This window comes from Streptomyces sp. TP-A0356 (assembly GCF_001417775.1).
Taxonomy (GTDB): Bacteria; Actinomycetota; Actinomycetes; order Streptomycetales; family Streptomycetaceae; genus Streptomyces.
The window spans coordinates 354,032-379,954 of record NZ_BBZJ01000019.1 but is presented as its reverse complement, the minus strand read 5'-3'; the positions used below and the strand labels follow the sequence as shown (position 1 = coordinate 379,954).

The window sequence follows — 25,923 nt, the reverse complement described above, 5'->3', positions numbered from 1 at the left end:
GGATCAGATGTTCCACGAACCGGGTCGCAGATCAGCGCCGCAGCTCCCCAGAAGACCCGAACTTCCCCAGCCAAGAGCGCCGCTGATCCGTAGTTCGAACTTCCCGCCTGCCCCGTTCATCCGCGCCCGTTGACCAGGCCCCGTCACCAGCGGATCATGCAGAGGTGGTAACTATCGCCGGCCAAGACGGGCCGAGCCCCGCTCCGTTTCTGCTCATCTGGGGCATGTTGGCCCTCATTGGCGGAGGAGTGCTGGTAACCCGCAGGCTTTCAGAGCGCTTCCGCGCCTTCATCGTGGAGGGTCTGGCGACCAAGCCAACGCAGCAGGCCCGAGCACAGTCCGTGCCTCTGGGCTTCGCTCGCTTCATCGGCGGTGTCTTCATAGTGTGCGGGATGGTCACGATACCCGTGTCTATCGTCATGATGGTGAGGAGCTGAGCCCTGGACAGGCCCGCCTCCTGACATCCATACGTGACATCAACGACGGCATACAGCAGCAACCACGGGCGGCCCCTTATGGCCTCCCGTCCTCGGATCCGACCAACGTGCAGCCCCCGTTGATCGAACTTCTAAAGCGGGTGTACCCCTAGAAGGTTGACCACGTAACGGCACGGCGGGCTTGGTCCTCGGCCTCTAATGCGTCGGGCTTGGGCTGGGCGGTGCGCTGGTAGCGGCGCCGCCCTTCGAGGGCCTTGGTGATGGGGGCGTCGTGCCAGCGGTTGGCGCCGCCGCAGGTGTCGTCCGGCTCGGGCCAGCGGCCCCGGCTGCCGTCGGCACGGATCGTGGCGGCGGTGACGCCGATCCGGGCGGCCTCGAGCTCGCGGGCGCTGCAGGGGCGCTGCGGCTCGAGCTCGGGGCAGCCGCCGGATACGAAGCGCCGAGTGTCCTAGAGACGGGCTGGGCATGAGATCCGGCTGCCGCAGCCCCACGGTGGGACGCACCGAATGCCCTAGAGGGGGGCTGAGCGCCGTGAGATCGGGTGGGTGGGAGGGCACCGGGCCCGCTCTTGGCAATCGCCGTACCGGAGGGCGGGTGTGAGGGAGTCCCGGCGGGCGTCGCTGCTGCCCGGTCGTCGCTTCCGCTGGTGCTCGATGCGACGGCAAGAGTCGCGCCCAGGGCCACGGAGAGAGCCAGGGCCGTGCCCGCTGCCAGGCGACGGCTGCGGCGAGTGCCGCCGGGGAGGTTGCGCCGGGTGACTGCCGCCTCCTGAGAGCGTATGTGCTCCTTCGTTCCGGGGTGAGCGGCCAGCGGCGTCGGAAGGCACGCCTCGGAGGGCGCCGAGAGCGGCAGGGGGTATGGATCAGGTCCGGCGTGCTGGGAGGCGAGGGCTTGCGCGCACTGCTCGGCGTCCGGGCGGGCCTCGGGGTCCTGGGCGGTCATGGCCCGCAGCAAGGCCGCGAGTTCCGGGGGGAGCCAGGTGGGGACTTCGGGTGGGCGGTGTAGGCGGGCGACTGTCGCTTCCAACGGGGTGCCCTGGTACTCCAGTTCGCCTTTCAAGCACTCCAGCAGGACCAGGCCGAGCGCGTAGACGTCGGCGGTCGGCCCGATCCGCCTGCCCTCAACCTGCTCCGGTGCCAGATAGGCGGCGGTGCCTATCAGCACGTCCGGTGCCGTATGGCGCGTGGCATCGGCCAGGCGCGCGATGCCGAAATCAGCCAGGTGAGGATCCCCGGCCGCGTCGAGGAGGATGTTCGACGGTTTGATGTCTCGGTGCACGACGCCGGCCCGGTGGACATAGGCCAGCACCCGCGCGAGGGCGGCGCCCACATCTACCACACGCCGCTCAGGCAGCGCTCCACACGCCAAAAGGCTGCGCAGCGTGGGGCCCTTGATCAGTTGCATGACCAGGTAGGTGCGGTCGTCGTGGCGGCCGGCGTCGTAGACGGTGACCAGTCCCGGGTGCTGCAGGCGGGCCAGAAGCACGGCCTCCGCGGTGAGACGGTCCTCCGTCTGCGGGTCCGGGCCGGATCGGAACACCTTGACGGCCACGGGCCGCCGAAGGCGCGTGTCAACGCCCTCGTACACGTCGGCCATGCCTCCCGATCCGATTCTCGCGCCCAACCGGTAGCGGCCGGAGAGGACTTCGGTGGGCTGCTCATCCGCTGGAACCGGCGCTGGCGTCGGCGGAGCTGCTGATTGGCGGGCCTTCATCTGGTTCTCCGTTGCTGTCACCGCGTACCGGACTCGGCCATGGGCCATGCTGCGAGGCGGGTACCCTCAGCCTGGGTCAGATATCCGGCCCAATTCGGCGCAGCGACGAAAACGGCCCCACTCCTGCTGGGCCGACTGAGTGTCCAACCGCGTGACAACGCCCACGGACAACGGCGGACGAGCGCGGACGCCAGCGGACCATCAACGCAGGTGAGAGGTGCCCTAGCCCAAGGTGGGGGCCTTATCCAAGTTGCTTCGGACGAAGAGGCGCGGGTCAAGCATGCGCCTAGGTACTCCAGCTGTAGATCGCGATCTTCGTAGTACGCGGTCTGCCGGGCGGCGGCAGCGGTCGGCTTTGGCTTGGTGGCTGCGGCGGGCTGGCGCGTAGGGTGCCGGGATGATCGCGATGCCAGAGGAGTTCGCACAGGGCACCATCGACCGTGAGGGGGAGACCGGGTCCGCGTGGCTCGCCGAGTTGCCCGGGATCGTGAAGGAGTTGCTGGGGCGCTGGGGGTGCGTGCCGGATGGCGACGTCATGCACGGGGGCGTCGGTGTCATCGTTCCGGTACGGCGGCGGGCTGGGGAGAGCGCCGTACTGAAGGTGTCGTTTCCACATGCCGGCAACGTCCATGAGCCGGATGCATTCGTTGCGTGGGGCGGGTGCGGCGCCGTGCTGCTGCATGAGCGTGACGACGAGCGGTTCGCGATGCTGCTGGAGCGGGTTCAGCCGTCGACCCTGGCGGAGGTCGAAGACGGCGACGAGGTGGTGACGGTTGCCGGGCGGCTCAATCGCCGCCTGGCCATCCCCGCACCGCCCGGCCTGCCCCGGCTGCGTGAGCAGGCCGATGCCTGGGAGGAGCAGCTGTGCAAGGACGCCGAGGAGCTGCCGCATGCACTGCCGAGTCAAGTGCTGGATGCCGCCGTGGCGACCGTTCGGGAGCTGGGGCGGGCCCAGCCGGACACCCTCGTCCATGGCGATCTCCATGCCCGGAACATCCTGCGCGCCGGCCGGGAGCCGTGGCTGGCTGTGGACCCAAAGGGGTACGTGGGAGATCCTGCCTACGACGGCGGCACACTGCTGAAGTCCCGCGCGCTGAAGCTCCTCGAAGCGGATGACCTGCACAAGGCTGTCTACCGCGTCTTGGACGTCTTCACGGAGGCCGCGGAACTCGACCGTGAACGCGTCCGGCGGTGGGCCCAGTTCCATGCCGTCCAGGCTGCGTTCTGGGGCCGCCGCCACGGGTTTCGCATCGCCCGCACTGGACCACGGCTGGACCGGCTCACCGAATTTGCCGACCGCCTGGCTGAGTTGCTCGCCGAACGCTCGTAGAGCGGTACTGGTGCTGGCCGGGTCCGGTGAGTGGAGGAGTGCGGCCACCATGTCCGAGCGCCGGAACTTGGCTCGTCACCTTCGACAGTTCGGCGAAACTGCTGCTTCCGCAACCCAGCTGTCCCTGCTTACTGCATGGATCTACTGGAGGCTGGGTGACCGACAAGCCCTGGTGCAGGATCGGGTCGAGAGGGCGCTGGAATCATATCAGCGATACATGCTCATCCAGAATGAGCTGTACGACTTCTATGCTGCCAACAGTCGCTATACACCTGATCCCATGGGCGAGCGACCCGACATCGACCTAATTTTCGAGGTTTCCGCGAAGGAATTCGCGAAGGATGCCAGGTCGCTTCATCGCACCATCGTCTCGGCGCAAGAGGTCGTGCAGGAACTCGTCGAACGGCTCACCGGCGAGCCACACGCCGTGCCAACCTTGGACACCAGTCGCTACGTGGGCCAAGAGGTCCATCCAGAATAATCTTGTTGTGGCACGGTGGAGATGTATGTGATCCCGTGCTTTGTGGGGGTGACCATTGCACAGCAAAGGCCGTAAAGATCAGTGACGAGTTGTGGGCGAGATGTACGGCGAGCACCTGCGGCATACCGGGGCACCCCCAGGTGGCGGTGCGGTCGAACAGGACGTAGTGCCTGTGCGCGCCCATTGGGTGTGGGGTGTTCGGCGAGGGGAACGAGCATGTCTTCGCGGACAGAGACCTTGCGGTAGAAGTCAAGGTACATCTCCTCGCCGGCGTCGAAGTCGACCTGAGGGACGGACTCCCGAGAAGCCGGTTCGGGTAGACACAAGTCCTTTCGGTGGAGTTCAGCGCCGCTACGCCGGGGCAAATAGTGGCGTGCCGGGGCGAGGTGGAAGCTTGGGTGCCCGGGTCTTGGTCAACTCGCCGTACCGGTAGGCCAAGTGGGCGTGTGGCTCGTAGAGGACGCTGCGGTCTCGGGAGGCCCACAGGGTGTCGATGTCGTGGCCGGTGACGGCTTCCTTCTTCGCCCAGCGGCGGATGTCGGCGCCCTTGTGGACGGACAGGTTGTCCATGATCACGTAGATGGGTGCGCCGTCCGGGCGGGCGGCACGGATCGACTTCAGCGCGGTCAGTCTGCGCACACGGACGGGCTCGACCACCACGCCTCCAGCGGTCGGATCGGACGTCACCGCCCACCCAACCGCCACGACCACCAACCCGCGAACTTATGCGGTCACAGCACTAGAGACCACCAGTACGCCAAGAGCCCCGGCCATGCCGGGGCCATGGCGTTTCCGGGATGGTGCAGAGGCAGAGAGCATTCCTCAGGGGATCGGTCCGGCGACCTACTTCAGTCCGATGTCCTTCTTGAGGAGGTCCGCACAGGTGAATCCGGGATTCCAGGAGTCGTCGTGGTTGACCATGCGGTCGATGAAGGGGGTGTCGTCCGCGACGTCGTGGGTGGGCTCGTACTGGCAGAACTCCTTGTCGGCAACGTGTTTGGAGTCGGCGGTCAGCAGAACTCCGTTGGAGGACAGGATGGTCTCCGAGGTGCCGTCGTCGGCGAGGACGTAGCCGACGAAGGTGTAGTGACCGTCGTGCTCGACGTTCAGATGCGGGAATTCCGGGTCCTGCTGAATGCCCTCCTGCGTGACCGGGGCCGGGACGCCGTCGAGGGTGATCACCTGGGCGGGCAGCCACATGCGGTCGTCGGACTGCTTGAGCAATGACGACGTCATGAGGACGGCGACCGGGAGAAGCGTGTACGTCGCCACTCCCCACAGACGCCAGGGACTGCGGGCGGGCGCAGCCGGCGGCTGAGCCTGGTTCGGGTCGCCGGTGTCATCCGTGGTGCCGCCCGTTGTGCCGTCCAGACTCTGTCGTCGGGACGCGGAGCGGCGTCGCCAGGCACGGACAGCCAGCGCGCGGCCGACATACAGCGCCGCGAGCCAGGCGTAGATCCTGAAGAGGTCGACGGGCTGCCAGGCCCACTTGTTGTCGGCGTCGTAGAACTCTTCCAGGTAGGCGGTACTGATGAACGCCGCGAAGGTGCCTGCCAGCAGCCAGAGGGCCGGGCGGCGGTGGTCCCAGATGACGCGGCGTAGCCAGGAGCGAGGAGGGGATTCCGGGCGTTCGAGGACGAGGCGCACCAGGAGGAACGCCGTCACCGCCCCGCCGATCACACCGATGAAGCGGATGAAGGTGTCCAGCATCAGGGCGCTCACGTTCAGCGTGTCGAGCAGTTCCAGCATGGTCGTGCGGTCGCCGTGAGCGATCAGATAGATCCGTATCCCGGCGATGAGTGTGGGCAACAGGCCGAGGAAGAAGAACAGGTACTCGGTGAGGCTGGCTTCGCTCTGCCCCGGATCGCCCCCCGCTAAGTGGTCCGGCCCACCACCCGGGTCCGGGTCCGTGTCGGGGTCCCCATGCGGGTCCGTGCCTGGTGTGGTGTCCGTATCGGCTGTTGCGGTGGCAGATACACCGCCGCCGGGCTCCCCGCTCGTCACGCCTGGCCCCCTCTTCTTCTGTCCAGTTGCGCGCAGAGCCAACGTAGCGGGAGCACGGTTGGTCCGGCCAGGTGCTGGCCCCAGCCTCGCTACCGCCGGCCCGCACCCTCGGTGGCGGCCCTGGCCACCGGTCCTGGGCAGGAGGTCTTCACCCCTGTCACCTGGCGGCAGTGCTCGCGAGGGGAGCCACGTTCCCGCTTCGCCGCAGCGCGCGTCCGCCCGGCCGGCACGCCGAGTTGCTGGCTGACCTGGGCCGGCTGCTGCCCGCTGCCTGAGACGGTGAACGTGACAGCGTCGGGTGAGCGGTCCATCGCCGCGAAGACCATCGGCACGGCCGTCACCGGGGACAACGCGACGATCAGGCCATGACGCACAGTCTTGTGCCCGGAGGCGGCGGTCCGCACGCGACGGGTCCGCGGTCCGTGGCGGTGCGGTCCGTGGCGGTGGGTGGCGGTGTCGGTGTGGCGATCAACAGGGATGGTGCCCAGGTGGTGATGCTGCCGGCCGAGGCTGTGCGCTAAGCCAAGGAGGTGGACGCGCCGCCAGGGGCCGGGAATCTCCGCGGGTCCGCGTCCGGTTGTTCGTCGGACGTGAGGGCGAACTGGCCGAGCAGCCCCGGCTCCTGGCCGACGAGGGTGAGGCCGCGTCCGCGGCGGCCACAGAGGTGCGCACCGCATCGAGATCCACGCCGACCACGCTGTCCGCACAACGAGTGGTTGTGCTTCCTGGCTGATCGGTTGTTTGATCTCGCCATCCCCCACTCGCTTTGATGCCGGTGGCCAGCGGTGGTTGTTCGGTTCGGCGAGGGGTGCGGTGGGCATGATGGGCAGGCGGGCGCTGGGGCGTCGGTTCGGGTGGTTATGGGCGGCGTATGCCGTCAGCTCGTACGGCTCGGGGCTCGGCTTCGGCGCGCTTCCCCTGATCGCGGTCCTGGTGCTGCACTCCGGGCCGGCCCAGGTGGCGGCGCTGTCTGCCGCAGGGCGGGCCGTGGGAGCCCTGGTCGCGGTGCCGCTCGGTCCCTGGGTGGAGTTCCGTCGCAAGCGGCCGGTCATGGTGGCGATGGACCTGACCCGGTTCGCGGCGTTGATGAGCGTCCCCGCCGCGTTCGCGCTCGGCCGGCTCAGCTTCGCCCAACTCCTCCTGGTTTCCGTCGTCACCGCGGCGGCCGACATCGCCTTCAAGGCGGCCAGCGGCGCGTACCTGAAGTCGCTCGTGCCGCCGGAGGACCTGCTCGTCGCGAACAGCAGGTTGGAGTCCACGACGTGGACCTCGACTGTGGTCGGACCACCCCTCGGCGGGGCCGCGATCGGGCTGTTCGGCCCGGTGACGACCGTGGTGGCCGACGCGGTCAGCTACCTGCTCTCGGCGCTGGGCATCCGCGCCATCGGCCGTACGGAACCGCGCCCCGCGCGAACCGGTGCGCCGCGGCTGCGAGTAGGCGACCTGCTCGAAGGATGGCGCCACATCCTCACCCACCCCGCGCTGCGCCCGCTGTTCTTCAACACGATCGTGGTCAACGGCCTGATCATGGCGAGCCAGCCGCTGCTCGCCGTACTCCTGCTGGGCCGCCTCGGGTTCGCACCCTGGCAGTACGGCCTCGCGTTCGCGGCCCCCTGCGTCGGTGGCCTCGTCGGCTCACGCCTGGCGCGCCGACTCGTGGCGCGGTTCGGGCAGCACAAGGTGATCCTCACCGCCGGGGCGCTGCGTGCGTGCTGGCCTGTCGGATTGGCGTTCGTCCGGCCCGGTGTCACCGGGATCGTACTCATCATCGCCGTCCAACTCGGCCTGGTGACCTGCTGCGGCCTGTTCAACCCAGTGCTGGCCACCTACCGGCTCGACCACACCGACCCCGACCGGGTCGCCCGCACCCTGTCCGCGTGGTCGGTCAGCAGCAGCGCTGCCATCGCGGCCCTGACCGCCGTGTGGGGTTTGCTTGCCGCCATCACCAGCCCCCGCACCGCGATCGCTGTCGCCGGAGTCCTCCTCCTAACCACCCCGGTGCTGCTCCCGCGCCGCGAGAACGCGCCCCAGAACACAAGGGAACAGGCCGCGAGCCTCACATGACACGCGCAGCTCCACACTGTTCCCCGACGTCGGCCCCGGACTCCTACCTCGGACACCAGCCGCAGTGGGGTTCGAGGGCGGCGTGGGCGCCGGGTGGGCCTTAGAGCTCCGAACAGAATGGGAGTCCGATCAGTTCGCGGCATTCTGTTCGGAGCTCTTAGAGACGCCCTCCGGTTCAGAGACCGTGTTCATCCATCAGCCGCATCAGGTTCCGCTTGCGTTTCTGGGCGGTGCGCAGGGCGGTGACGTATGCGGCGAACTCGTCCTCCGTGCCCAGGCGGTGGTGGCAGTCGCGGATGCTCAGCTGCAGGCCGACAAGCTGCTCATAGACCGTGTTGCCGGTCTGCTTGGTCAGTGGCTCGGCCAGACGCAGGTAGACGCCGAGCGCGTCGGCGGGACGGGTCGCCCGTGCTTGGTCGGCGAGGGTGAGCCACTGCCGGTCATCGGCGCCGGTCTCGGTGGCGGCCCCCCAGGCGGCCTCGACGTCCTTGTCGTCGAGCAGGGCGTCGACCAGGACGGGGCCGCCGTACCAGCCCTGTTGCCGCCGCTTCGCGTCGGCACGCAGCAGGGCAAGGGCTCCCCCGCGCTCGGCCGGCCAGCGGTCCGCGGCCCGCGCGGCGGCGCGCAGCTGCTGGTACGCGGCCAGGGTGCGGCGGGCACCGAAGTGCTCGCGGCGCACGGCGACAGCGTCGGCGAGCCGGCCCGCCTGGGCGTAGCGTTCGCAGAGGTAGTCGACGAGGGCGGTGTCGACGGCGGAGAGGTCCCGGGTTTCCCGGATGCCGCGTTCCGCCCAGCGCAGGGCCTCCTCGGAGCGCCGGGCCGTGTCCAGCTCACGGGCGATGACCAGGTGCGTGTGGCCGTTCGGCGAGAGGTCGGCCGCGTGCACGGCGACCACCGCGTCGACATCGCCTCCCGCCTTGGCCAGACGCTCCATCAGACGCTTCTGGGCCCAGCCGCGACGGTTGCCCCGCCACGCCTCGACCGCCGACTTCCGCAGGACGGCCATTCCCTCTTCGCCGAGGACATCCTCGTAATCGAGCGGATCGATGTCGGTCAGGCCGTCGTCGATGTCACCGAGCGCATGGCCGACCAGCCAGCGCGCGAGCTCCTCGGGGTCGGGACCTGCCGCACGGCACGCGTCGAGGTGTGCATCGGCGAGGTCTGCACCGATCTGCCCGAGCCAGCCGGCTGAGTCGTCGACGCTCTCCACCGCCTCGGCCAGCAGCCGCATCGCCTCCCGCGCCAGGGTGATCGCGTCGGCGGCCCGTCCCGAGCCGGTCAGCGCGCCGATCGAGGAAACCGCCTGCCCGGCCTGGTCGGCGTAGGCGCGGGCATCGGCGTACTCGACGTACCCGTACTGCGCGAAGGGTCCGATGTCGAGCAGATCGCGGATACGGGACCGGACCGCGGCAAGGTCCCCGCGGGCGCTCGCGGCCCGCAGTTCCAGGCGCCGCCGCAACTGCCGGTCCCCGTCGATCTGTTCCCGCAGCAGAGCGAGCAACTCGTCCTTGGACAGAGCGGACAGCCACCCGTCGAGATCCTGGGCGCGCTCCCGGGCCGCCTTCCGCTGCTGCGGCAGGCGCCCCCGCTGGGCGAGCACCGTCAGGCCGAGGGCTACGAGGTGCTTACAGAAGTTGCCCTCCAGGCCGTACGGGCAGTCGCACTCGCCGGCCGGCCCGCCGGGCCCGTCCAGGGTCAGCTCTACCTCGTACCGTTCCGTGCCGTGGACGCTCGCGGTGACCCAGCCGTCACCGACCTCGATCCCGGACACCGCGTCGAGGTACTCCAGGCCGCGTTCGAAGGAACGGGCACCGGCCAGCGTCTTGAGGTTCGCCTCGGAGAGGCCACGCATGCTTCTTTTCCGCCCCGGTGTGGTTGTGCAGTTGATGCCCCGCCAGCCTAGGGGTTCCGGGGGTGCGAGCGGCGACTTCGGTGGGTTTGGCCTCCAGCTCGACCGGTGCCAAGGGGGCAGGCCGGTCACGCTCCCCTCCCCGGGTCTCGTGGACTTCACGGTCCTCGGCTGCCATCCCGAGGACGGTGAGTCACCCGAGGCTCTGGCTCTCGCAGCCCACCAGCTCCGTCAGGCGCCCGGCCTGCCGGATGCGCTGAGACTGCCGCTGCCACCGGACGTTGAGAACGACTGGGTACGCACTCTGGCTGACGGTCTCGCAACCGATATGAAGGGAGCCACTCAGGATGCCGGATCGTGGGCGGTCTTCTCCGACCCGCGGGACGACTTCGACGGCAAGGCCGTCTGCGGTGATCCCGAGAGCATTCACGGCATCGTGGTAACCGGGCGAGAGCAGGCGGACCATGACGCTCCGTCGCCGTCGATGCGGTCCTTCCATCCCAAGCCGCAGGGCCTCGCCTCTACGCAGACACCCTGACACCCTGGAACAGACACTCCGGGGGATGTGACAGGTAACTGATCCGGGGGCCTGAGTATCCGTACTCAGGCCCCCGGGCCATCGATTAGGCAAAGCTGCAGGCATGAACACCACCCTCAAGGAGCCACGGCCCGTCATACCGCGCGTGTTCGGCGCGGCTGTCACGGGTGCGGTTCTGGCCACCGGCGCCGGGCACTACCTCTCGTGGGTCAAGCGTCACAGCAACCAGGCATGCGAATCGATCGACGGCCTCTGCTTCACCTGGTGGGACCTGACAGCCATCCCGCTCGTCATCACGATCGCCCTGGTCGTGCTGATCGTCGTCTACAAGCAGTTGGGCATCAGGCCACGGCTCGCCGTCATCCCCCCGACGATCCTGCTGGCGCCGCTTCCTCTCGAGGCCGCACAGACGACCGCAGGCTCGTGGGCTGCCACCATCGTAGGCGGAGCGTGGTCATGCGGCTTCGCGCTCGCCGCGTGGAGCCGCTACCGGATCCTGGGGATCACCGTCTCAGCCACGCTGCTGCTCGGCTCCCTCATCGTTCTCTACCGCTGAAGATGCGCAACGGCCTGCCGGGCCTTGTAGTCCTCATGGGTCGAAGGTCGGCGGACGTCCGCCACTACTGCGCGGCGCTTGCGGTGGCCGGCCTGGTCAGCCGGTACCGGGACGGTGCTACGGATCGCCGCGGCCTGTCGTCCAACTCCCTGCGCGGCATACCGCGCCCACTCTGATCTGCGGCGGTCGTATTCCCGGGCAGCTCCAACCCTGGCGCGGTGACCAGGGCTGGTTCACGGGTTCCGCGGTGGACCAGCCGACGGGCGGGGCGCCGGTGAGGGCGCGCCCGGCCGCTTCCAGAACGCCGCCGAGGAGGAGGTGTTCGTCGGCGGGGTGGACGGCATGGAGGGAGAGGTGGAGCTGCCGTTCGTCCCGGGCGTCCCCGTTGGAGACGAACGCTGCCGCAACTGCGGCGCGCTCTTGCATGCGGACGAAGCGGCCTTCGTGCCAGCGGAGGATGGCACCGGTGAGGCCGTCGTAGTAGCCGCAGGTGGGATCCCGGACGACCCAGCGGGCGGGGATGTTGGCCAGGAGAGTACGGACGGGCAGGGTCAGCCGGGTCTCGGGCGGGGTGACGATCTGCAGTTCACGGGCGGAGCCGACCGTGCTCTGCATGAGGTTGGTGAGCCAGCTGGTCGCGGCGATCACGGGCCGGTCCTGGATGACCAGGGCGCCCTGGTCGGTGAGGACATCGATGTCGAACGGGCCACGGTCCGCTGTCGTACCGTCCATGCCCGGGATGGCTACGACGTCGGTGTGCACCGTGTCGGCCGGCCAGGCGGTCCCGCCCAGCACGGCGATCAACCTCCCTGCTACGGATCCGGCGAGCCGTCCGGCTTCGGCGACCGCCGTGGTGGCCCGCACCTCGGTCCACCACACCGGTTCTTCGGTAGCCCGCGCCTCTGCGCCGAGCAATCGCCGTACCTCGCCTGGAACCTGGACGAGCACAGGGACCTCGACGGTCACGAGGGGACGCCCGTCGCGGGCGCACAGCTGGACCGCAGCGCCGTCGAAGACGCGGTCCACATGCAGGTCGGGCCCACCGGCATACAGTCCTGCGAGTATGGTCCGGACGTCCGGCATGCTCGGGGTGAGGGCAATGAGGTCCTGGGTCATGTCCTCATCACTCGCGCCCCGAGAGGTCTTGTAGATCTTCCAGGGAAGACGCTGTTCGTAGTGAGCCAGGCAGGACGGCGCCGGACCGCGCGTTTCCCGACCAGGACGAGAGCTCACGCAACGCCTCGGACGGAGGCAGCCCCCGTTCCTTTGCCTGGCTCAGGCGTGCCAGCCACTCCTCTCCGGCATCGAGCGAGGCTTCACCGGTGGGTGTGTACGGCTCGTATCCTGCCGCGTCATCACCGTCGGCTCCCCAGAGATAACCGACGGTGAGACCGTTGTTCGCTACCTCTACGAAATCGACGGGAAGGTCTGTTTGCGTTTCATACAGACATGCACGTGGCGGCAATTTAGCTTGCAGCAACTCTGTGCGGCGCGGAACCTCGAACATATGCCAGGAATCCAGCAGGTCCGGATCCTCATCGGGCAGTTCGGCAAATCCGACCTCGGTCGGCACGCCGTACGACGTCGGGTCTGAAGGTACGACCTCAGCCTCGGTCAGTCTCGTAATGGCCGCAAGAGCGCCCCCGAGGCGAGGAGCATTCGCTTCCTGCGCTTCGGGCTGCTTGTGACCACGCAGGTTGTGTGACATCCAGGCGTCGGAGAACGTGCTGAGCATCACGGTCCCTGCGCCACTGGACCACGCCTCCACGGAGATCTCGAAGAGCTTTTGAACCAGGCGCGCCTCACTGCCTCGCAGGCAGGTTCCCGGAGTGGTCAGTTCGATTCTCACCATACCGGTGTGCTCCAGGTCCACCGATCGCAGATGACGAAGAACCTCTCGGTCAGCGCCCGCGCCCACCGAGCTCACGTGGACACGCTTCAAGGACAGCAGGACCGCGTTGTCTCTGGAGCCCACCGTGATGTCGGCGTGCACATCCCCTTGCGCCAGGCCAAGAGACCGCAGCACCTCCAACACGTCCAGCGCCTGTCGCACACACCTCACGGCGGCATCCGCTCCCTGAGTCGGCGTTTTGGTCTCCCATGACCAACTACCGACCGGCATCGTCGTAATCACAGAACACCTCGTGGATCAGCCTTGGCACCCGGTGGAATCACTATCGTCCCGTCGTCCAGTCGAAGCACGAACAGGATGCCACGCCCCTTTTCGCTCTTGATCGGATGGTCACCGCGGTGCACCTGGAGGAGCTCGTCCGGGATGCCCCTGGACTCCCACTCGGCGACGGTCCCCTGTCCGTCCACGAGCATGATTCTGTGATCGGCTTCCGACTTTGAGAGCTGACCGAGGTTGTCTGGCTTCGTTATGTTCTCGAAGGGGTTCTTGGGGTTGTTCAGGCGCTTCAATTGATAGCCATAACTGTCTCCGGAGTCGTCCGTCACTCGCACATCAAGATCTGCCTTGATGCTTGGATTCTTCACCTCGAATTCAATGTGCCGGAGACCGCTCTCGTAAAATTGATTGCCGAGCCGAATCTGATCAATAGCCCGCGGAAATTGGTCAGGGATTCCGGACCCCAGCATCGAGACCGTGTCCCTGAAACCCCGCGCATGGGAGAAGCGTCCAGAGCTGATGATTTCAGCCATTTCACGCCCAGACTGATGCTCCGACAGCCTGGTGATGAGCTTCTCGACCACCTTGGGTTTCATGGTGTTCTTGGGTATGCCGCGCAGCCCCTCCCGGAGTTCACGCTCGGCCTCACCTCCCAGTTCCAATGGACCCGAAGGAGGCGCACTGTGCGCCTCACCCGCCCCATGGCTGTTATCCGAGTGCCCTACGTCATCTCCGCCACCAAGGTCCGGCGTAGTGTCCGTGTGTCCGAAGTGGCCATGCCCAGGCTGAGAGCCCTCAGCGCCGTGCCCGCCCTCCGAGTGCGAGTCCGACCCGTTTCCGTGATGGTCGTGAGCGGAGCCCGCGTGCGGCTGACCGGCGTGCCCCGGGACATCACCGCCAGAACCGCCTACGTGAGGGCCGTCGTGGCCGGCCCCCGGCGGCCGGTTCTCACCGGCATGAGCAGTGCCTCCTGGCGGGTGAGCGCCCGCGCCGATCAGTTCTTGCTCGCGGGAAGCCTGAACCGCGCGTGCTCGGTCAGCGGCGGCCGGCTCGTGGGGAGCCGGAGTGCTGTCCGGGGCGCCGTTCTTGTGGACTGCGAATTCACCATCTTCGACATGGAGTTCGTAGTTGTTGGACAGGCCGACGACGCTGTGGACTCTGTCCGCGGTCGCCGCCGATTCCGTGGCCGCCCGGACGCCCGCGACCAGGTCGGAGACCTTCGGCAGGGCGCGGGCCGCCGCGCCGGCCGTTTTCGTCGCCGCGCCGATCGGGTCCAGCACCTCGCCGACCTTGGACAGCGTGCCGGCCACCCGGGCCAGCGCGCCGGCCTCGCCCGCCGCCGCGCCTGCCTTTGAGGCCGCGCCCAGCGGGCCCGACCCGAGGGTGAGACCGTTGAAGATGACCGTGCCCAGCGCCTTGCCGGGATTCGTCTGCCAGTCGTCCCAGCCCACGAACGACTTCGCAAGCTCCTTCGCATACGGCTTGTTCTCGTCCATCAACCGCTTGTTGAGCGGGTCGAGACTCTGGTTGTCGCCGTACGGGTCCATCAGGTAGCCCTCGGCGCCGATGACCACCCTGGCCAGCCCCTCACGGGTGGCGTTGCCCTTCTCGCCGGGGCTGACGAGGTCCACCAGCCCCTCGACCGCACCCTTGGCGTTGTCGAAGATGCTCAGCCCGGTCTGCTTCAGGTGGTAGTCGATCCCACCCGGCAGTGCTTCGTAGTGCTCCGGGCTCCCCCACGGCAGCTTGTCCGCGTGTGCCAGCTGGTCGGCGCTGAAGCCGTAGGCGTTCTTCTGCTGTGGGCTGCCGTCGTTGATGTGCCACTGGGTGCCGCCCACCAACGCCGTGATCTTGTCAGCGCACGTCACCTCGGCCCGCTGGAACGCCGCGACCGCGGTGTTCACCCCGTCCCACAGCGCCTGATGCTCGTCGACCTTGTCCTGATCCTTGCGCCAGGGGGCGAAGAAGCCGGAATCGCCGTGGACGGAGGCCACGAACGCTGCCGCGTGAGCGCGCAGCGTCTCCAACTGCTTGACGATGTCGGCGACCTCGACGGCGTAGTCCTCCAGCGCCCCGGCCACCGTCTCCAGCTTGTCGGCGACGTTCCCCGAGGTGCCCTGGACCGCCTGTGTCGTCGCGAACAACTGCTCGGCCTCGGGCGCCTTGTAGGAGGCGTCCAGGCGCTGGAAGCGGGTGTGCACATCGCTGCCGTGCTCCCGGTCGCCTTCGCCGCCCGCCGCAGGGAGCTCACCTCGCGGCGCAGTTCGATCAGGTCACCGGTGAAGGTGGGTATCTTGTCCGGGCTGATCACCGGCCCTCGCCCGCCTTCTTCCGGGCCGCTTCCAGGAACGCCGTCACATCAGGCGCGAGCATCGCCTGCCGCTGGGCGTTCCAAGCCTGTTCCAAGGCGCCGGACACGTATGCGTTGGTCGCCTCTATCGCCCCATTCGCCGAATTGCTCGCGCGCAGCGGCAGGAACGCCATGTCCCTCTCGGTGCCTTCCACGGTGATCCCGGCGTTCATTCCATCAGCGGCCTCCCTCACCTTGGAGATCACCGACTGCACGCCCGCAGGCGCGATGTCCCACCCCGTCACACCAACCCCCGCACATCCCCCGGCAGATACGTTCCTTCAGTGCTGCTCAGCATCGCACGCGCGTCTGACAACAGAGCCTTCATCTCTAGCAGCCCACCTCTAGCAGCCCGTCTGTTGCAGCAGCAACGCACTTCAAGGCCAAACGAGCGTCGAGTCGATCACACAGCGCCAGCGCCGCTCCGGGGCCTCATCACCGTCCTGTGAGACCGAGTGCACATGGGACAGCGGCACGGCGCGGGCAATGAGCAAGTACGCCGACACCTCACTCCGGCTGGGTGAAGGCGAGCAAGGGCACGTCATGGACCTGCCGTGGTCTCGTCCTGTGACTGCCGAGGGCAGTGCTGTGTCGTCCCGGTCCGCCATGGCCCTCGTCGCTCGGGCTCACGGCCCCGGCCAAGCCCGCTCCCAGCGACACATCAGCTATGGATGGTTCAATCGGATGGCGGCCTGGATCGATCGCCGAACGTCAGGCGTTGGCCGGGGCGGATGCCGACGCGAGAGAGCGGGGGTCAGCGTGACTGGCCCCCGGCCGCTGCTTGGCGATGACGAGTTCGCGGGCCCGTTCATCGGCGGGGCAAGCCCGCCCGGTCACCGGTCCGGTTCGCACTCGCTCTGGTGCTGCGGTTCGTCGGGCGTTGCCGTCTGCAATTGCGGGTATCCCCATTCGGGCGTGCAATGGTCGAACATCCTCTCGTTCATGACGGAGGAGTTGCCCGGGAGGACCCTGTTCGGGGCGTCCTCACGGTGGCCGCGGGACTCAGTCGGCGTTGGTGTGGCGACAGCGTTCTTCCCGTCCATTCCGTTGGTCCCGTCCTTGCCGTCCTTCCCCTCCTTGCCTTCCTTGCCTTCCTTGCCCTCCCTCCCTTCCCTGCCTTCCCTCCCGTCGGCTCCGTCCTTCCCGTCCTTGCCGTCCTTCCCCTCTCTGCCCTGCGGGCCCGGAGGGCCGGGCGGACCGGACGGGCCGGGCGGGCCGGAGGGGCCGGGCTCGATGTGCTCTACCTGCAGGTCGCCGATCTGCATTTGCTCGGCGACGAGCGCACTCGACTGCGTGACGAGCGCGGCGACCAGCGCTCCGCCGAGCACGAGGTGGCGCCATGGCCTTCGTGGTGTTCTGTTCATGCTGCTCACATGACCCCTCGGTGTGTGACGGCGACAGTGTAAGTGACGAGGTGTCAGATCGCGCGGTATCTTGCTCCATGGGTCGCCCCGTGCCTGAGGGGGGCGCGCGCTGGACCCGCAGGCCCGTGCCCACGGGACTACCGGTCCAGCCGGATCCGTTCCCGTCACACGCTGCCAACGTCACCGCTGACACCCGGCGAATTGCGAGCGCATGAATTCGGCAACGTTGGCCAATTTTCAACATCCACTCTGCCGGAATTCTTGATCCTTTCCCACGATCTTCATCAGATCAGTGATTCTTCGCACACGAGTTGACCTGTTCAATGGCGAACGAGCCATGATGAAAGGAGAGTTGGGATTCGGTCGGCCATGGCCGTGAAATGCGGCACCTTGCCGGGCGGGCACAACTGCGATTTCCGTTGTTGTGCCTCCTGCCATGGACTCGACCGGCCACAGAAAGCAGCGGACGAACAAATGCGCCATTCCGTCGACATCTCCCTCCGGCCCCACACCGTCACCGCCGCCGAAGTCGTCCCCGGGGATCTGCTCGACCCGGCGGAGCAGGACGCCGCCGAGCACGCCTGGTACGTCGTGATGCACACCGTGCCGGAGGACCCCGAGACCATCCGGATGACCCTGCGCCCGCCGCTGGGCGGCACCGACCACGACGAAGTCGTCTCCCGCGCCCGCCGCGTGACCGTCGCCGGCCACCGGATGGACGTCGCGGCCGTTCCGCTGCTCACGTCGAGCGACCTCGGCGGCACCGCCTTCCGCGACGGGGACCGGGTCACGTCCCTGCGCGCGGTGGACCCCCGGGCGGTGGAGGAGACGTACGTACGCCGCTGGGGCGTCTGGCATCGCGACCTGGAGGACCCCGTGGAACGGCCGCTGACCGACGCGGGCTTGAGGGAGCTGGCCGAGGACGCCATTGCCCGGGGTCATCTCGTACGCCACCACGCGCGCCCGCGCCGCTCGGCCCCCGGGGCGGCGCCGCGGCGGGTCGTGGTCACCGGCCTCGGTGCGGTCACCCCGCTGGGCATGGGCGTCGCCGAGCTGTGGCAGGGGCTCGTCGAAGGACGCTGTGGCATACGGGAGTTGACCGGCGAGGGGTTCGCGGAGCTGCCCGTCCGGGTGGCCGGCACGGTACCCGTCGACCCGGCCACGCTGCTGCCCCGTCCGCAGGCGCGGCGCATGAACCGGGCCGCCCAGTTCGGGGTGCTCGCGGCACGGGAGGCCTGGCGGGACGCGGGGTTCGACACGGCGGGAACGGTGCCCAGCGGACTGGACCCCGAGCGGGTCGGCGTCTCGGTGGGCGCGATCCTCGGCGACGCGTCGATCCTGGTCGGCGGCGACCGCGCGCTGCGTGACAGGGGCCCGCGTGCCGTCTCTCCCCTCACGACCCCCATGACGGTGCCGTCCCAGGCCGCCTCCCAGATATCACTCGACCTGCGGATCACGGGCGAGGCCCGCACGGTGACGAGCGCGTGCGCGTCGGGGACCGAGGCGATCGGTCAGGCCATCGACCGCATTCGCCACGGCCACGTCGACGTGGCCCTGGCGGGCGGCGCGGAGGCGGTGGTCACACCGGCGATCATGGCGTCGTTCGCCTCGATGCGCGCGCTGTCGAACCACACGGTCGGCGACGCCTCCCCCTCCCGCCCCTTCGCCAAGGACCGCGACGGCTTCGTGAACGGCGAGGGCGCCGGGTTCCTGGTGCTGGAGGCGGAGGAGCACGCGCGGGCCCGTGCCGCCCGCGTCTACTGCGAGGCGGCGGGCTGGGGACTGTCCGCCGACGCCCACCACATGGCCGCCCCGGACCCCTCCGGCAGCGGGATCGCGCTCGCCCTGCGACGGGCGCTGAGGGACGCCGACGCCCACGCCGTGGACGTCGTCCACGTCAACGCCCACGCCACCGCCACACCCGACGGCGACCTCGCGGAGGCGGCCGCGCTGCGGACGGTCCTCGGCGGTGCGGTGCCGGTCACGGCCCTCAAGGGCAACCTGGGCCATCTGCAGGGGGCTGCGGGCGGTGTGGAGGCGGTGGCCACGGTCCTGACGCTGTACCGCGGGGTCATCCCCCCGACGATCGGCGGCACGGACCAGGACCCGGAGATCCGCCTGGACGTGGTCCGGGGAACCCCCCGCCCGCTCCCCTCGACGGGCGACCTCGCCCTGAGCAACTCCTTCGGCTTCGGCGGCCACAACGCGGTCCTGGCACTGCGGAGGGTGGCGCGATAGCGCCACTGTGCCTGTGCCTTTGCCTGTGCCTTTGCCTGTTCCTGGGCCTGCGCTTGCGCTTGCGCTTGCGCTTGCGCCCAGCATCACGCCGTACGCTCGCGCGCCGTTCAACGCATACGCTCACGCCCCACGTCACGCCGTACGCTCGCGCGCCACTCAGCGCATACGCTCCGCGCCGCGCCGCATCACGCCGTACGCTTACGCGCCACCGACTTCTTCGCCTCGGTCTTCTTCGCCACGGTCTTCTTCGCCACGGTCTTCTTCGCCGGCGTCTTCTTCGCCGCCGTCTTCTTTGCCGCCGTCTTCTTCGCAGCCCCGGTCGACTTCGCCGCGGTCCTCTTCTCCGCCGCGGTCCTCTTCTCCGCCGCCGTCTTCTTCCCCGCCGTCTTCTCCGCCGTCCCGCTCGACTTGGCCCCCGTCGACTTCGCGGTGGTCTTCTTCGCCGTGCCGGTCGGCTTCGCCGCCGTCTTCTTCGCGGTAGCCGTCGACTTCCTGCCTCCGGCCCCCTTCGGCCTGCCGCCGGCCTCCTTCGGTTCGGCGCGTACCTCCTTCGGTTCGGCGCGTGCCGGCTTCGGCGCCGGGAGCCGTCTGACCTCCGCCGCCCGGCCCGTCTCCGCGCCCCGCGACTTCTTCGCCGCCCGCACGCTCTTCTCCAGAGCGGCCATCAGGTCCAGGACCTTCGCGCCCTCGGGCTCGGGGGCCGGCGGCAGTTCCCTGCCCTCCACCTTCGCGGCGATCAGCTCCTCCAGCGCCTGGCGGTACTCGTCGTGCAGATCGTCCAGGTCCACCTCCCCCAGCGTCTCCATCAGCGTGTTCGCCAGGTCCAGCTCCCTGTCACGGATGGTGACGCTCGTGTCCGGAGCCACCCCCTCCGCCGTGCGGATCTCGTCCGGCCACAGCAGCCCGTGCATGGCGATCACGCCGTCGAACTCGCGCAGCATCCCGAGCCGCTCGCGGCCCCGCAGCGCGAACTTCGCGACGGCCACCTTCCCGCTGCGTCTGAGCGCCTCGCGCAGCAGGGCGTACGGCTTGGTTGCCGGAGCGCCGTTCGCGGCGAGGTAGTACGCCATGTCCATCTGGAGCGGATCGATGCGTTCCGCGGGAACGAAGGCCATGATCGCGATCGTCCGGGCGGTCGGGAGCGGAAGCTTCGCCAGGTCCTCATCGGTGATCGGGACGACCGTGCCGTCCGCGTCCTCGTATCCCTTGCAGATCTCGGACTGAGTGACCTCGCTGTCCTCCAGCTCGCAGAACTTCCGGTAGCGGATGCGGCCGCCGTCCTCCAGATGGATCTGGCGGAAGGAGATCGAGCGGTTCTCGGTGGCGTTCATCAGCTTCACGGGGATGCTGACCAGGCCGAACGAGATGGTGCCGTTCCAGATGGATCGCACGTGCCGCACCTTTTCAACAGAGATCAGACGATTTCATGGGATTCTCATCGTATGACGCCGATCACAGAGGTGGAGGGGCGACGGCTCGCGCTCAGCAACCTGGAGAAGGTTGTCTATCCCGCGACCGGTTTCACCAAGGGTGAGGTGCTGCACTACTACGCGACGACCGCGGACGCGATGCTGCCGCACCTCCGTGACCGCCCGCTGTCCTTCCTGCGCTATCCCGACGGCCCGGACGGCCAGGTCTTCTTCGCCAAGAACGTGCCACCGGGTACGCCCGAGTGGGTCACCACCGCCGAGGTGCCCCGCGCCGAGGGCCCGGCCCGCATGGTGCTGATCCAGGACCTGCCCAGCCTGATGTGGGCGGCCAACCTGGTCACCGAGTTCCACACCCCGCAGTGGCGCATCGACGCGCCCGACGAGGCGGACCGGCTGGTCTTCGACCTGGACCCGGGGGCGCCCGCCACCGTGGTGGAGTGCTGCGAGGTCGCCCTGTGGCTGCGGGAGCGGCTCGCGGCGGACGGGATCGAGGCGTACGCGAAGACCTCCGGCTCCAAGGGGCTGCACCTGCTGGCGGCGGTGGAGCGGACGCCGTCGCGACGGACCACGGAGTACGCCAGACAGCTCGCCGTGGAGGCGGAGAAGGCGCTGCCCCGGCTGGCGATCCACCGTATGACCCGTAGTCTGCGGCCCGGGAAGGTCTTCGTGGACTGGAGCCAGAACGCGGCCCGCAAGACGACGGCGGCCCCCTACACACTGCGCGCCCGGGCCGAACCCACCGTGTCGGCGCCGGTGACGTGGGAGGAGGTGGCGGACTGCGTCTCCCCCGGCGACCTGGTCTTCCGCGCCCCGGACATCGGCCCCCGTGTGCAGGCGTACGGCGACCTACTGGCGCCGCTCCTGGAACCGGACCGAGCGGCGCCGCTGCCCTGATCTGGACGCGCCGCCGCTGCCCGTCATCACGAAAGCCATTGTCGAGGTCAGTTGAACCCGTCACACCCTCGACCATGTGTGCCGGTCCCGGGCCATCGCGTGCAGGGCCTCCACGTCCGCCGGCTTCAGCATGCCGCCCAGGCGGGCGAGGCCGGGAACGTCCGTGTCCTTGAGGACGCGGACCTCACGCGGCGGGACCGTGACCTCCACACGGGCGGGCTCCAGCAGGACCAGGACCGGGTGGACCTCGGCGGTCAGGGCGTAGGAGGCCCGGTCCGCGTCGGAGCGTGCCCGGCGCAGCAGCGGCAGCGGCTCGCCGCGGCCCACCGTCACCATCGGGTCGGCGACGCGGATGCGCTGCCTGCGGGCGTAGAGCGAGCGCACGGCGAAGAGTCCGCCGGGGCCGATCACCAGGTGGTGGATGCGGTCGCCTCCGGGCAGCGGCACCGAGTGCAAGGTGCGCCAGCCCACGCCCTCCAGGCGATCCAGCGCCTCGCCGACCGCCTGCTCCGCGGCGAGCGCCCGGCGCCGGGGATCGGGGCGCAGCAGGTGGGCGTGCTCCGGGTCGCGGTCCAGGGCGATCACCAGCGCCTCGCCGGGCCGGTTCGGCGCGAGGTCGTCGTCCGGGTGCAGGGAGAGCCGCACCAGCTCGGCCGGGGTGGGAACGGGTGGCGGCCCCACCGCCACCGGCCCGCTCAGGAACGGGCCGAGCGCCTCCAGCACCTCCTGCCGCCGGTCCTCGCTGAGCAGGTTGACCCGGCCCGCCTCTCGGTCGTACCAGGCGATGTTCCTCCCGTCGGTGTCACACACGTACAGGCGTTCCTGTCCGTGCCGCCGGGTCGGTATGACGCGCAGTCCACTCATGCACCATCACCCCCCGACCATGGGAACAGGCGGGGTGCTCCAGGGGCAAGAACCCGGCTACCTTGTGAGCAGTTGGGCAGTCGCTGGGAGGCGCCGTTGCGGACCCGCAGAAAGCAACCCGAGGTGCCCGCTCCGGACAGTCCGTGGAACGAGATCGTGCCCGGGCTGTGGATGGGCGGCCATGAATTCAGGGCGCGCTCCGGAGAGACGGAATTCGCCGTCGTACGCGATGAGTTCGATCTGGTACTGACCCTGTTGCGGCTGCCGGGGCATGGCCCGGACGAGGGCATCGAGCACCGTGTGTGGCCGATTCCGGACGGCCCGCTCGACGGAACGCAGCTCGCGGGCGTGATGCGGCTCGGGCAGGCCGCCGACGACGCCCTGGAGGACGGCCGCCGGGTCCTCGTGCGCTGCTACCACGGCTACAACCGCTCGGGGCTGGTCGTCGCGGACGCGCTGATCCGGGCCGGTCACACCGCCGAGGAGGCGATTCGCATGATCCGCGCCCGCCGCGGGCCCTGGGCGCTGCACAACGAGCTGTTCGTGGAGTACCTGCGCGCCGGCCTGGGCACGGCCCGTCTCCTGGAGGAACTCACGGAGTGACGCCACGGTCCGGCCACGCGGAGATGCCGGACGGCCCGGCCCTTCCCTTCCGATGCCTCCATGACCGGGGCCTCGAGATGTACCGGAACGGCCCGATTGTGACCATATAGCGGGACATTCGGTCGCCCGCTTGCTACGTTCCGCACATGATCCAGCCCGGAATGCCAGGACCGACGCGGGCGGCGGACGCCCCCGCTCCCGCCCTGGGCCTGCCCCGGCGCCGTGGCATCGAGTTCGCCCTCATCCTCCTCGCCGTCCTGCTCTCCGTGTACGGCTACTGCGCCGTGGGACTCGCGAAGAACGGCACCGTCCCGCCCGGTGCGGCCCGCTACGGGGCCGGGCTGGGCGTGCTCGCGCTGCTCGCGCACTGCGCGGTGCGCCTGCGGGCCCCGTACGCCGATCCCCTGCTGCTGCCCATCGCCGTGCTGCTCAACGGGGTGGGCCTGGTGCTGATCTACCGACTCGACCTCGAGACCCCGGGCGACCGGGCGGCCCCCACCCAGCTGTACTGGTCGACGATCGGCGTGGCCCTGTTCATCGCCGTCGTGGTGCTGCTGCGCCACCACCGGGTGCTCCAGCGCTACACCTACGTCTGTGTGGTGGCCGCCCTCGGCCTGCTGACCCTGCCGATCTTCTTCCCGGCGGTGAACGGCGCCCGGATCTGGCTCAGGGTCGCCGGGTTCTCCATCCAGCCGGGCGAGTTCGCGAAGGTGCTGCTGGCGGTCTTCTTCGCCGGGTACCTGGCCGCCAACCGCCATGCACTGACGTTCACGCGCCGCCGGGTGTGGCGGCTGCACGTGCCCACCGGACGCGTCCTCGGCCCGGTCGTGGCGATCTGGCTGCTGAGCGTCGGCGTGCTGGTCCTGGAGCGCGACCTCGGGACCTCGCTGCTGTTCTTCGGACTGTTCGTGGTGCTGCTGTACGTCGCGACCGGCCGCACCGGCTGGGTCGCCGTCGGCCTGGTGCTCGCGCTCCTCGGCGCGCTCGCCGTCGGCGCGATCGAGCCGCATGTGCACGGCAGGGTCGCGGACTGGCTGCACCCCTTCGCGTCGATCGAGGCGGGCCACGGCCCCAACCAGCTCGCCCAGTCCCTCTTCGCGTTCGCCGCCGGGGGCGCGCTCGGCACCGGCCTCGGCCTCGGCCACTCGATCCTCATCGGCTTCGCCGTCAAGTCGGACTTCATCCTGGCGACGGCGGGCGAGGAGCTGGGCCTCGCGGGCCTGTCCGCGCTCTTCCTCATCTACGCCCTGCTGGTGGAGCGCGGCTACCGGGCGGGCCTGGGCCTGCGGGACCCGTTCGGGCGGCTGCTCGCCATCGGGCTCGCGTCGATCGTCGCGCTCCAGGTGTTCGTGATCGCGGGCGGGGTGACGGGCCTGATCCCGCTCACCGGCATGGCGATGCCCTTCCTGGCCCAGGGCGGCTCGTCGGTGGTCACCAACTGGATCATCGTGGCGCTGCTGATCCGGATCAGCGACTCGGCCCGGGGCCAGTGCGACGGGGCGGCGGCGCCGTGAGCCTTCCCCAGGATCTCCACTTCGGCCGGCCAGGGGGGACCCCCACCATCCGCCGGGCGGCGGCCCTGTGCGCGGTGCTGCTGATCGCCCTGCTCGCGAACGCGAGCCGGGTGCAGATCCTCGAGTCCTCCCGCTACGCCGACAACCCCGCCAACCGCCGGCAGGCGATCGTCCGGTACAGCTCACCACGCGGCGACATCGTGGTCGACGGCCGCGCGGTGACCGGCTCCCGCGACACGGCCGGCATGTTCCGCTACGAGCGCACCTACACGGACGGTCCGTTGTACGCGCCGGTCACCGGCTTCGCCTCGCAGGTGTACGGGACGACGCAGCTGGAGAACACGCACGACGCGCTGCTCGCGGGCACCGACCCGCTGCTGGCGACGCCGCACCTGTGGAACGGCGTCGCCCGGGCGCGCAACGCCGGCGGCAACGTCGTCACCACCCTCAACGGGGCGGCGCAGCGGGCGGCGTACCGGCAGCTGGCCGGGCGCACGGGCGCGGTCGCCGCGATCGAACCGTCCACCGGGCGGATCCTGGCGCTGGTGTCGACGCCGTCCTACGACCCCGCGGAGCTGTCCGGGTCGAGGGCGGCCGTCGCCCGGGCCTGGAAGCGGCTGACCGGGGACGCGGCGCGGCCGATGCTCAACCGGGCGATCCAGCAGACGTACCCGCCCGGTTCGACGTTCAAGGTGGTGACCGCCGCGGCGGCGCTGGACGCGGGGGTGGTGACCAGCCTCGACGCGCGTACGACGTCTCCGGACCCCTACCCTCTGCCCGGCACCGGCACCCAGCTGACCAACGAGGTCGACGGTTGCGCGGACGCGTCGTTGCGGTACGCCTTCGAGTGGTCGTGCAACACGGTGTTCGCGAAGCTGGGCGTGGAGGTCGGGCTGCGGAGCATGACGGAGACGGCGGCGAAGTTCGGGTTCAACGACCGCAAGCTGAGGATCCCGTTCCCCGTGGCGCCGAGCACGTTCGACCGGAAGCTGGACGGGCCGCAGCTGGCGCTGTCCTCCATCGGGCAGTTCGACACCCGGGCGACGCCGCTGCAGATGGCGATGATCGCGGCGGCGGTGGCGGGCGAGGGCGAGGTGAAGGCCCCGTACCTGGTGGAGAGGACGACGGCGGGGGACGGCGAGACGGTCTCGACGACCGCTCCCCGCACCCTGCACCGGACGATGACCCCGGAGACCGCCCAGCAGCTGCGGGAGATGATGATGGACACCGTGGCGGAGGGCACGGGCAGGAACGCGGCGATCCGTGGTGCCATGGTGGGCGGCAAGACGGGCACGGCCCAGCACGGCGTCGGCAACTCCGGGAATCCGTACGCCTGGTTCATCTCCTGGGCGCAGGCGAAGGACGCGCCGGAGCCGGCGGTGGCGGTCGCGGTGGTGGTGGAGAACGCGGCGGGCCGACGCGGGGAGATCAGCGGGGGCGGGGACGCGGCACCGATCGCCAAGGCGGTGATGGAGGCGGTGCTGAACGGGCATCCGCGGACGCGGCGCTGCGGGCCGTCCGGCTGCTGAGACGGGGGCTGTCGCCGCACCGGGCAGCCGACCTACC

Annotated in this window: 21 protein-coding genes and 1 pseudogene; 11 read left to right on the top strand and 11 right to left on the bottom strand. The window is 69.4% G+C overall.

Annotated elements, in window-relative coordinates:
* Nucleotides 1-632 precede the first annotated feature (632 nt).
* Nucleotides 633-2,033, bottom strand: a complete 1,401-nt coding sequence (locus ASC56_RS38170) for a serine/threonine-protein kinase (RefSeq protein ID WP_234376994.1) — start codon at nt 2,031-2,033, stop codon at nt 633-635.
* Between the two features lie 514 nt (nt 2,034-2,547).
* On the opposite strand from ASC56_RS38170, the gene ASC56_RS18585 reads away from it, so the two are divergent.
* Nucleotides 2,548-3,480 (top strand): aminoglycoside phosphotransferase family protein, encoded by a 933-nt coding sequence (locus ASC56_RS18585; RefSeq protein WP_055492544.1) that lies wholly within the window; start codon nt 2,548-2,550, stop codon nt 3,478-3,480.
* 49 nt (nt 3,481-3,529) lie between these two features.
* The gene (locus tag ASC56_RS40650) at nt 3,530-3,961 is read left to right on the top strand and encodes a hypothetical protein (RefSeq protein ID WP_055492543.1); all 432 of its coding nucleotides are present in this window, start codon (nt 3,530-3,532) and stop codon (nt 3,959-3,961) included.
* 507 nt (nt 3,962-4,468) lie between these two features.
* On the opposite strand, the pseudogene ASC56_RS41215 reads toward ASC56_RS40650, so the two are convergent.
* Nucleotides 4,469-4,591 (bottom strand): annotated as a pseudogene (locus tag ASC56_RS41215) (IS630 family transposase); the annotation flags it as partial.
* 213 nt (nt 4,592-4,804) lie between these two features.
* Complete coding sequence (locus ASC56_RS18570) at nt 4,805-5,770, bottom strand: hypothetical protein (protein WP_055492541.1); 966 nt, start codon at nt 5,768-5,770, stop codon at nt 4,805-4,807.
* Nucleotides 5,771-6,330: 560 nt separating this feature from the next.
* Here ASC56_RS18570 and ASC56_RS40645 point away from each other — a divergent pair.
* Nucleotides 6,331-6,486: a hypothetical protein gene (locus ASC56_RS40645; protein WP_159039674.1), complete on the top strand. Its 156-nt coding sequence runs from the start codon at nt 6,331-6,333 to the stop codon at nt 6,484-6,486.
* A gap of 298 nt (nt 6,487-6,784) precedes the next feature.
* Entirely contained in the window at nt 6,785-8,029 is a 1,245-nt protein-coding gene (locus ASC56_RS18560; protein WP_055492588.1) for an MFS transporter, read from the top strand.
* Between the two features lie 175 nt (nt 8,030-8,204).
* Here ASC56_RS18560 and ASC56_RS18555 read toward each other — a convergent pair whose 3' ends face one another.
* Nucleotides 8,205-9,881, bottom strand: a complete 1,677-nt coding sequence (locus ASC56_RS18555; RefSeq protein ID WP_055492539.1) for an SWIM zinc finger domain-containing protein — start codon at nt 9,879-9,881, stop codon at nt 8,205-8,207.
* Between the two features lie 148 nt (nt 9,882-10,029).
* Between ASC56_RS18555 and ASC56_RS41965 the strand changes: the two genes are divergently transcribed.
* Together ASC56_RS41965 and ASC56_RS18545 are read left to right on the top strand one after the other, a co-directional pair.
* On the top strand, nt 10,030-10,416 hold the full coding sequence (locus tag ASC56_RS41965; RefSeq protein ID WP_234376993.1) for an RNaseH domain-containing protein: 387 nt from the start codon (nt 10,030-10,032) through the stop codon (nt 10,414-10,416).
* A 103-nt stretch (nt 10,417-10,519) separates the two neighbouring features.
* Nucleotides 10,520-10,972, top strand: coding sequence for a hypothetical protein (locus ASC56_RS18545; RefSeq protein WP_055492537.1), 453 nt, complete (start codon nt 10,520-10,522; stop codon nt 10,970-10,972).
* A gap of 117 nt (nt 10,973-11,089) precedes the next feature.
* On the opposite strand, the gene ASC56_RS18540 is transcribed toward ASC56_RS18545, so the two are convergent.
* From ASC56_RS18540 to ASC56_RS18520, 5 genes are all read right to left on the bottom strand, one after another.
* Nucleotides 11,090-12,088, bottom strand: a complete 999-nt coding sequence (locus ASC56_RS18540; RefSeq protein ID WP_055492536.1) for a DUF6177 family protein — start codon at nt 12,086-12,088, stop codon at nt 11,090-11,092.
* Nucleotides 12,089-12,095: 7 nt separating this feature from the next.
* A complete protein-coding gene (locus tag ASC56_RS18535) occupies nt 12,096-13,025 on the bottom strand; it encodes a hypothetical protein (RefSeq protein ID WP_159039673.1) in 930 nt (309 codons plus the stop codon).
* Nucleotides 13,026-13,102: 77 nt separating this feature from the next.
* A complete protein-coding gene (locus tag ASC56_RS18530; protein ID WP_055492534.1) occupies nt 13,103-15,301 on the bottom strand; it encodes a hypothetical protein in 2,199 nt (732 codons plus the stop codon).
* A gap of 106 nt (nt 15,302-15,407) precedes the next feature.
* Nucleotides 15,408-15,665 (bottom strand): DUF6507 family protein, encoded by a 258-nt coding sequence (locus ASC56_RS18525; RefSeq protein WP_055492587.1) that lies wholly within the window; start codon nt 15,663-15,665, stop codon nt 15,408-15,410.
* Nucleotides 15,666-16,283: 618 nt separating this feature from the next.
* Entirely contained in the window at nt 16,284-16,814 is a 531-nt protein-coding gene (locus tag ASC56_RS18520) for a hypothetical protein (RefSeq protein ID WP_079102598.1), read from the bottom strand.
* 474 nt (nt 16,815-17,288) lie between these two features.
* Between ASC56_RS18520 and ASC56_RS18515 the strand changes: the two genes are divergently transcribed.
* Nucleotides 17,289-19,052, top strand: a complete 1,764-nt coding sequence (locus ASC56_RS18515; protein WP_055492532.1) for a beta-ketoacyl synthase — start codon at nt 17,289-17,291, stop codon at nt 19,050-19,052.
* Nucleotides 19,053-19,237: 185 nt separating this feature from the next.
* Here ASC56_RS18515 and ASC56_RS18510 read toward each other — a convergent pair whose 3' ends face one another.
* A complete protein-coding gene (locus tag ASC56_RS18510; RefSeq protein WP_055492531.1) occupies nt 19,238-20,443 on the bottom strand; it encodes a Ku protein in 1,206 nt (401 codons plus the stop codon).
* A gap of 51 nt (nt 20,444-20,494) precedes the next feature.
* Between ASC56_RS18510 and ligD the strand changes: the two genes are divergently transcribed.
* Nucleotides 20,495-21,376, top strand: a complete 882-nt coding sequence (gene ligD / locus ASC56_RS18505) for a non-homologous end-joining DNA ligase (RefSeq protein ID WP_055492530.1) — start codon at nt 20,495-20,497, stop codon at nt 21,374-21,376.
* A 60-nt stretch (nt 21,377-21,436) separates the two neighbouring features.
* Here the strand turns inward: ligD and ASC56_RS18500 are convergent, their stop codons facing one another.
* The gene (locus ASC56_RS18500) at nt 21,437-22,240 is read right to left on the bottom strand and encodes a nuclease-related domain-containing protein (protein WP_055492529.1); all 804 of its coding nucleotides are present in this window, start codon (nt 22,238-22,240) and stop codon (nt 21,437-21,439) included.
* 96 nt (nt 22,241-22,336) lie between these two features.
* Between ASC56_RS18500 and ASC56_RS18495 the strand changes: the two genes are divergently transcribed.
* The 3 genes from ASC56_RS18495 (at nt 22,337) to ASC56_RS18485 (ending at nt 25,886) form a co-directional block, all read left to right on the top strand.
* Nucleotides 22,337-22,843, top strand: coding sequence for a dual specificity protein phosphatase family protein (locus ASC56_RS18495; RefSeq protein WP_079102588.1), 507 nt, complete (start codon nt 22,337-22,339; stop codon nt 22,841-22,843).
* 146 nt (nt 22,844-22,989) lie between these two features.
* Nucleotides 22,990-24,357, top strand: a complete 1,368-nt coding sequence (locus ASC56_RS18490) for an FtsW/RodA/SpoVE family cell cycle protein (protein ID WP_055492527.1) — start codon at nt 22,990-22,992, stop codon at nt 24,355-24,357.
* Entirely contained in the window at nt 24,354-25,886 is a 1,533-nt protein-coding gene (locus ASC56_RS18485; protein WP_234376992.1) for a penicillin-binding transpeptidase domain-containing protein, read from the top strand. The genes ASC56_RS18490 and ASC56_RS18485 overlap by 4 nt, the downstream gene beginning before the upstream one ends.
* Nucleotides 25,887-25,923: the final 37 nt, after the last annotated feature.

Coding starts and splice junctions, on each gene's coding strand:
- ASC56_RS38170 (WP_234376994.1), bottom strand. CDS start 2,033: ATGGCCGACGTGTACGAGGGCGTTGACACGCGCCTTCGGCGGCCCGTG.
- ASC56_RS18585 (WP_055492544.1), top strand. CDS start 2,548: ATGATCGCGATGCCAGAGGAGTTCGCACAGGGCACCATCGACCGTGAG.
- ASC56_RS40650 (WP_055492543.1), top strand. CDS start 3,530: ATGTCCGAGCGCCGGAACTTGGCTCGTCACCTTCGACAGTTCGGCGAA.
- ASC56_RS40645 (WP_159039674.1), top strand. CDS start 6,331: ATGACGCACAGTCTTGTGCCCGGAGGCGGCGGTCCGCACGCGACGGGT.
- ASC56_RS18560 (WP_055492588.1), top strand. CDS start 6,785: ATGATGGGCAGGCGGGCGCTGGGGCGTCGGTTCGGGTGGTTATGGGCG.
- ASC56_RS18555 (WP_055492539.1), bottom strand. CDS start 9,881: ATGCGTGGCCTCTCCGAGGCGAACCTCAAGACGCTGGCCGGTGCCCGT.
- ASC56_RS18545 (WP_055492537.1), top strand. CDS start 10,520: ATGAACACCACCCTCAAGGAGCCACGGCCCGTCATACCGCGCGTGTTC.
- ASC56_RS18540 (WP_055492536.1), bottom strand. CDS start 12,088: ATGACCCAGGACCTCATTGCCCTCACCCCGAGCATGCCGGACGTCCGG.
- ASC56_RS18520 (WP_079102598.1), bottom strand. CDS start 16,814: ATGAACAGAACACCACGAAGGCCATGGCGCCACCTCGTGCTCGGCGGA.
- ASC56_RS18515 (WP_055492532.1), top strand. CDS start 17,289: ATGCGCCATTCCGTCGACATCTCCCTCCGGCCCCACACCGTCACCGCC.
- ligD (WP_055492530.1), top strand. CDS start 20,495: ATGACGCCGATCACAGAGGTGGAGGGGCGACGGCTCGCGCTCAGCAAC.
- ASC56_RS18500 (WP_055492529.1), bottom strand. CDS start 22,240: ATGAGTGGACTGCGCGTCATACCGACCCGGCGGCACGGACAGGAACGC.
- ASC56_RS18490 (WP_055492527.1), top strand. CDS start 22,990: ATGATCCAGCCCGGAATGCCAGGACCGACGCGGGCGGCGGACGCCCCC.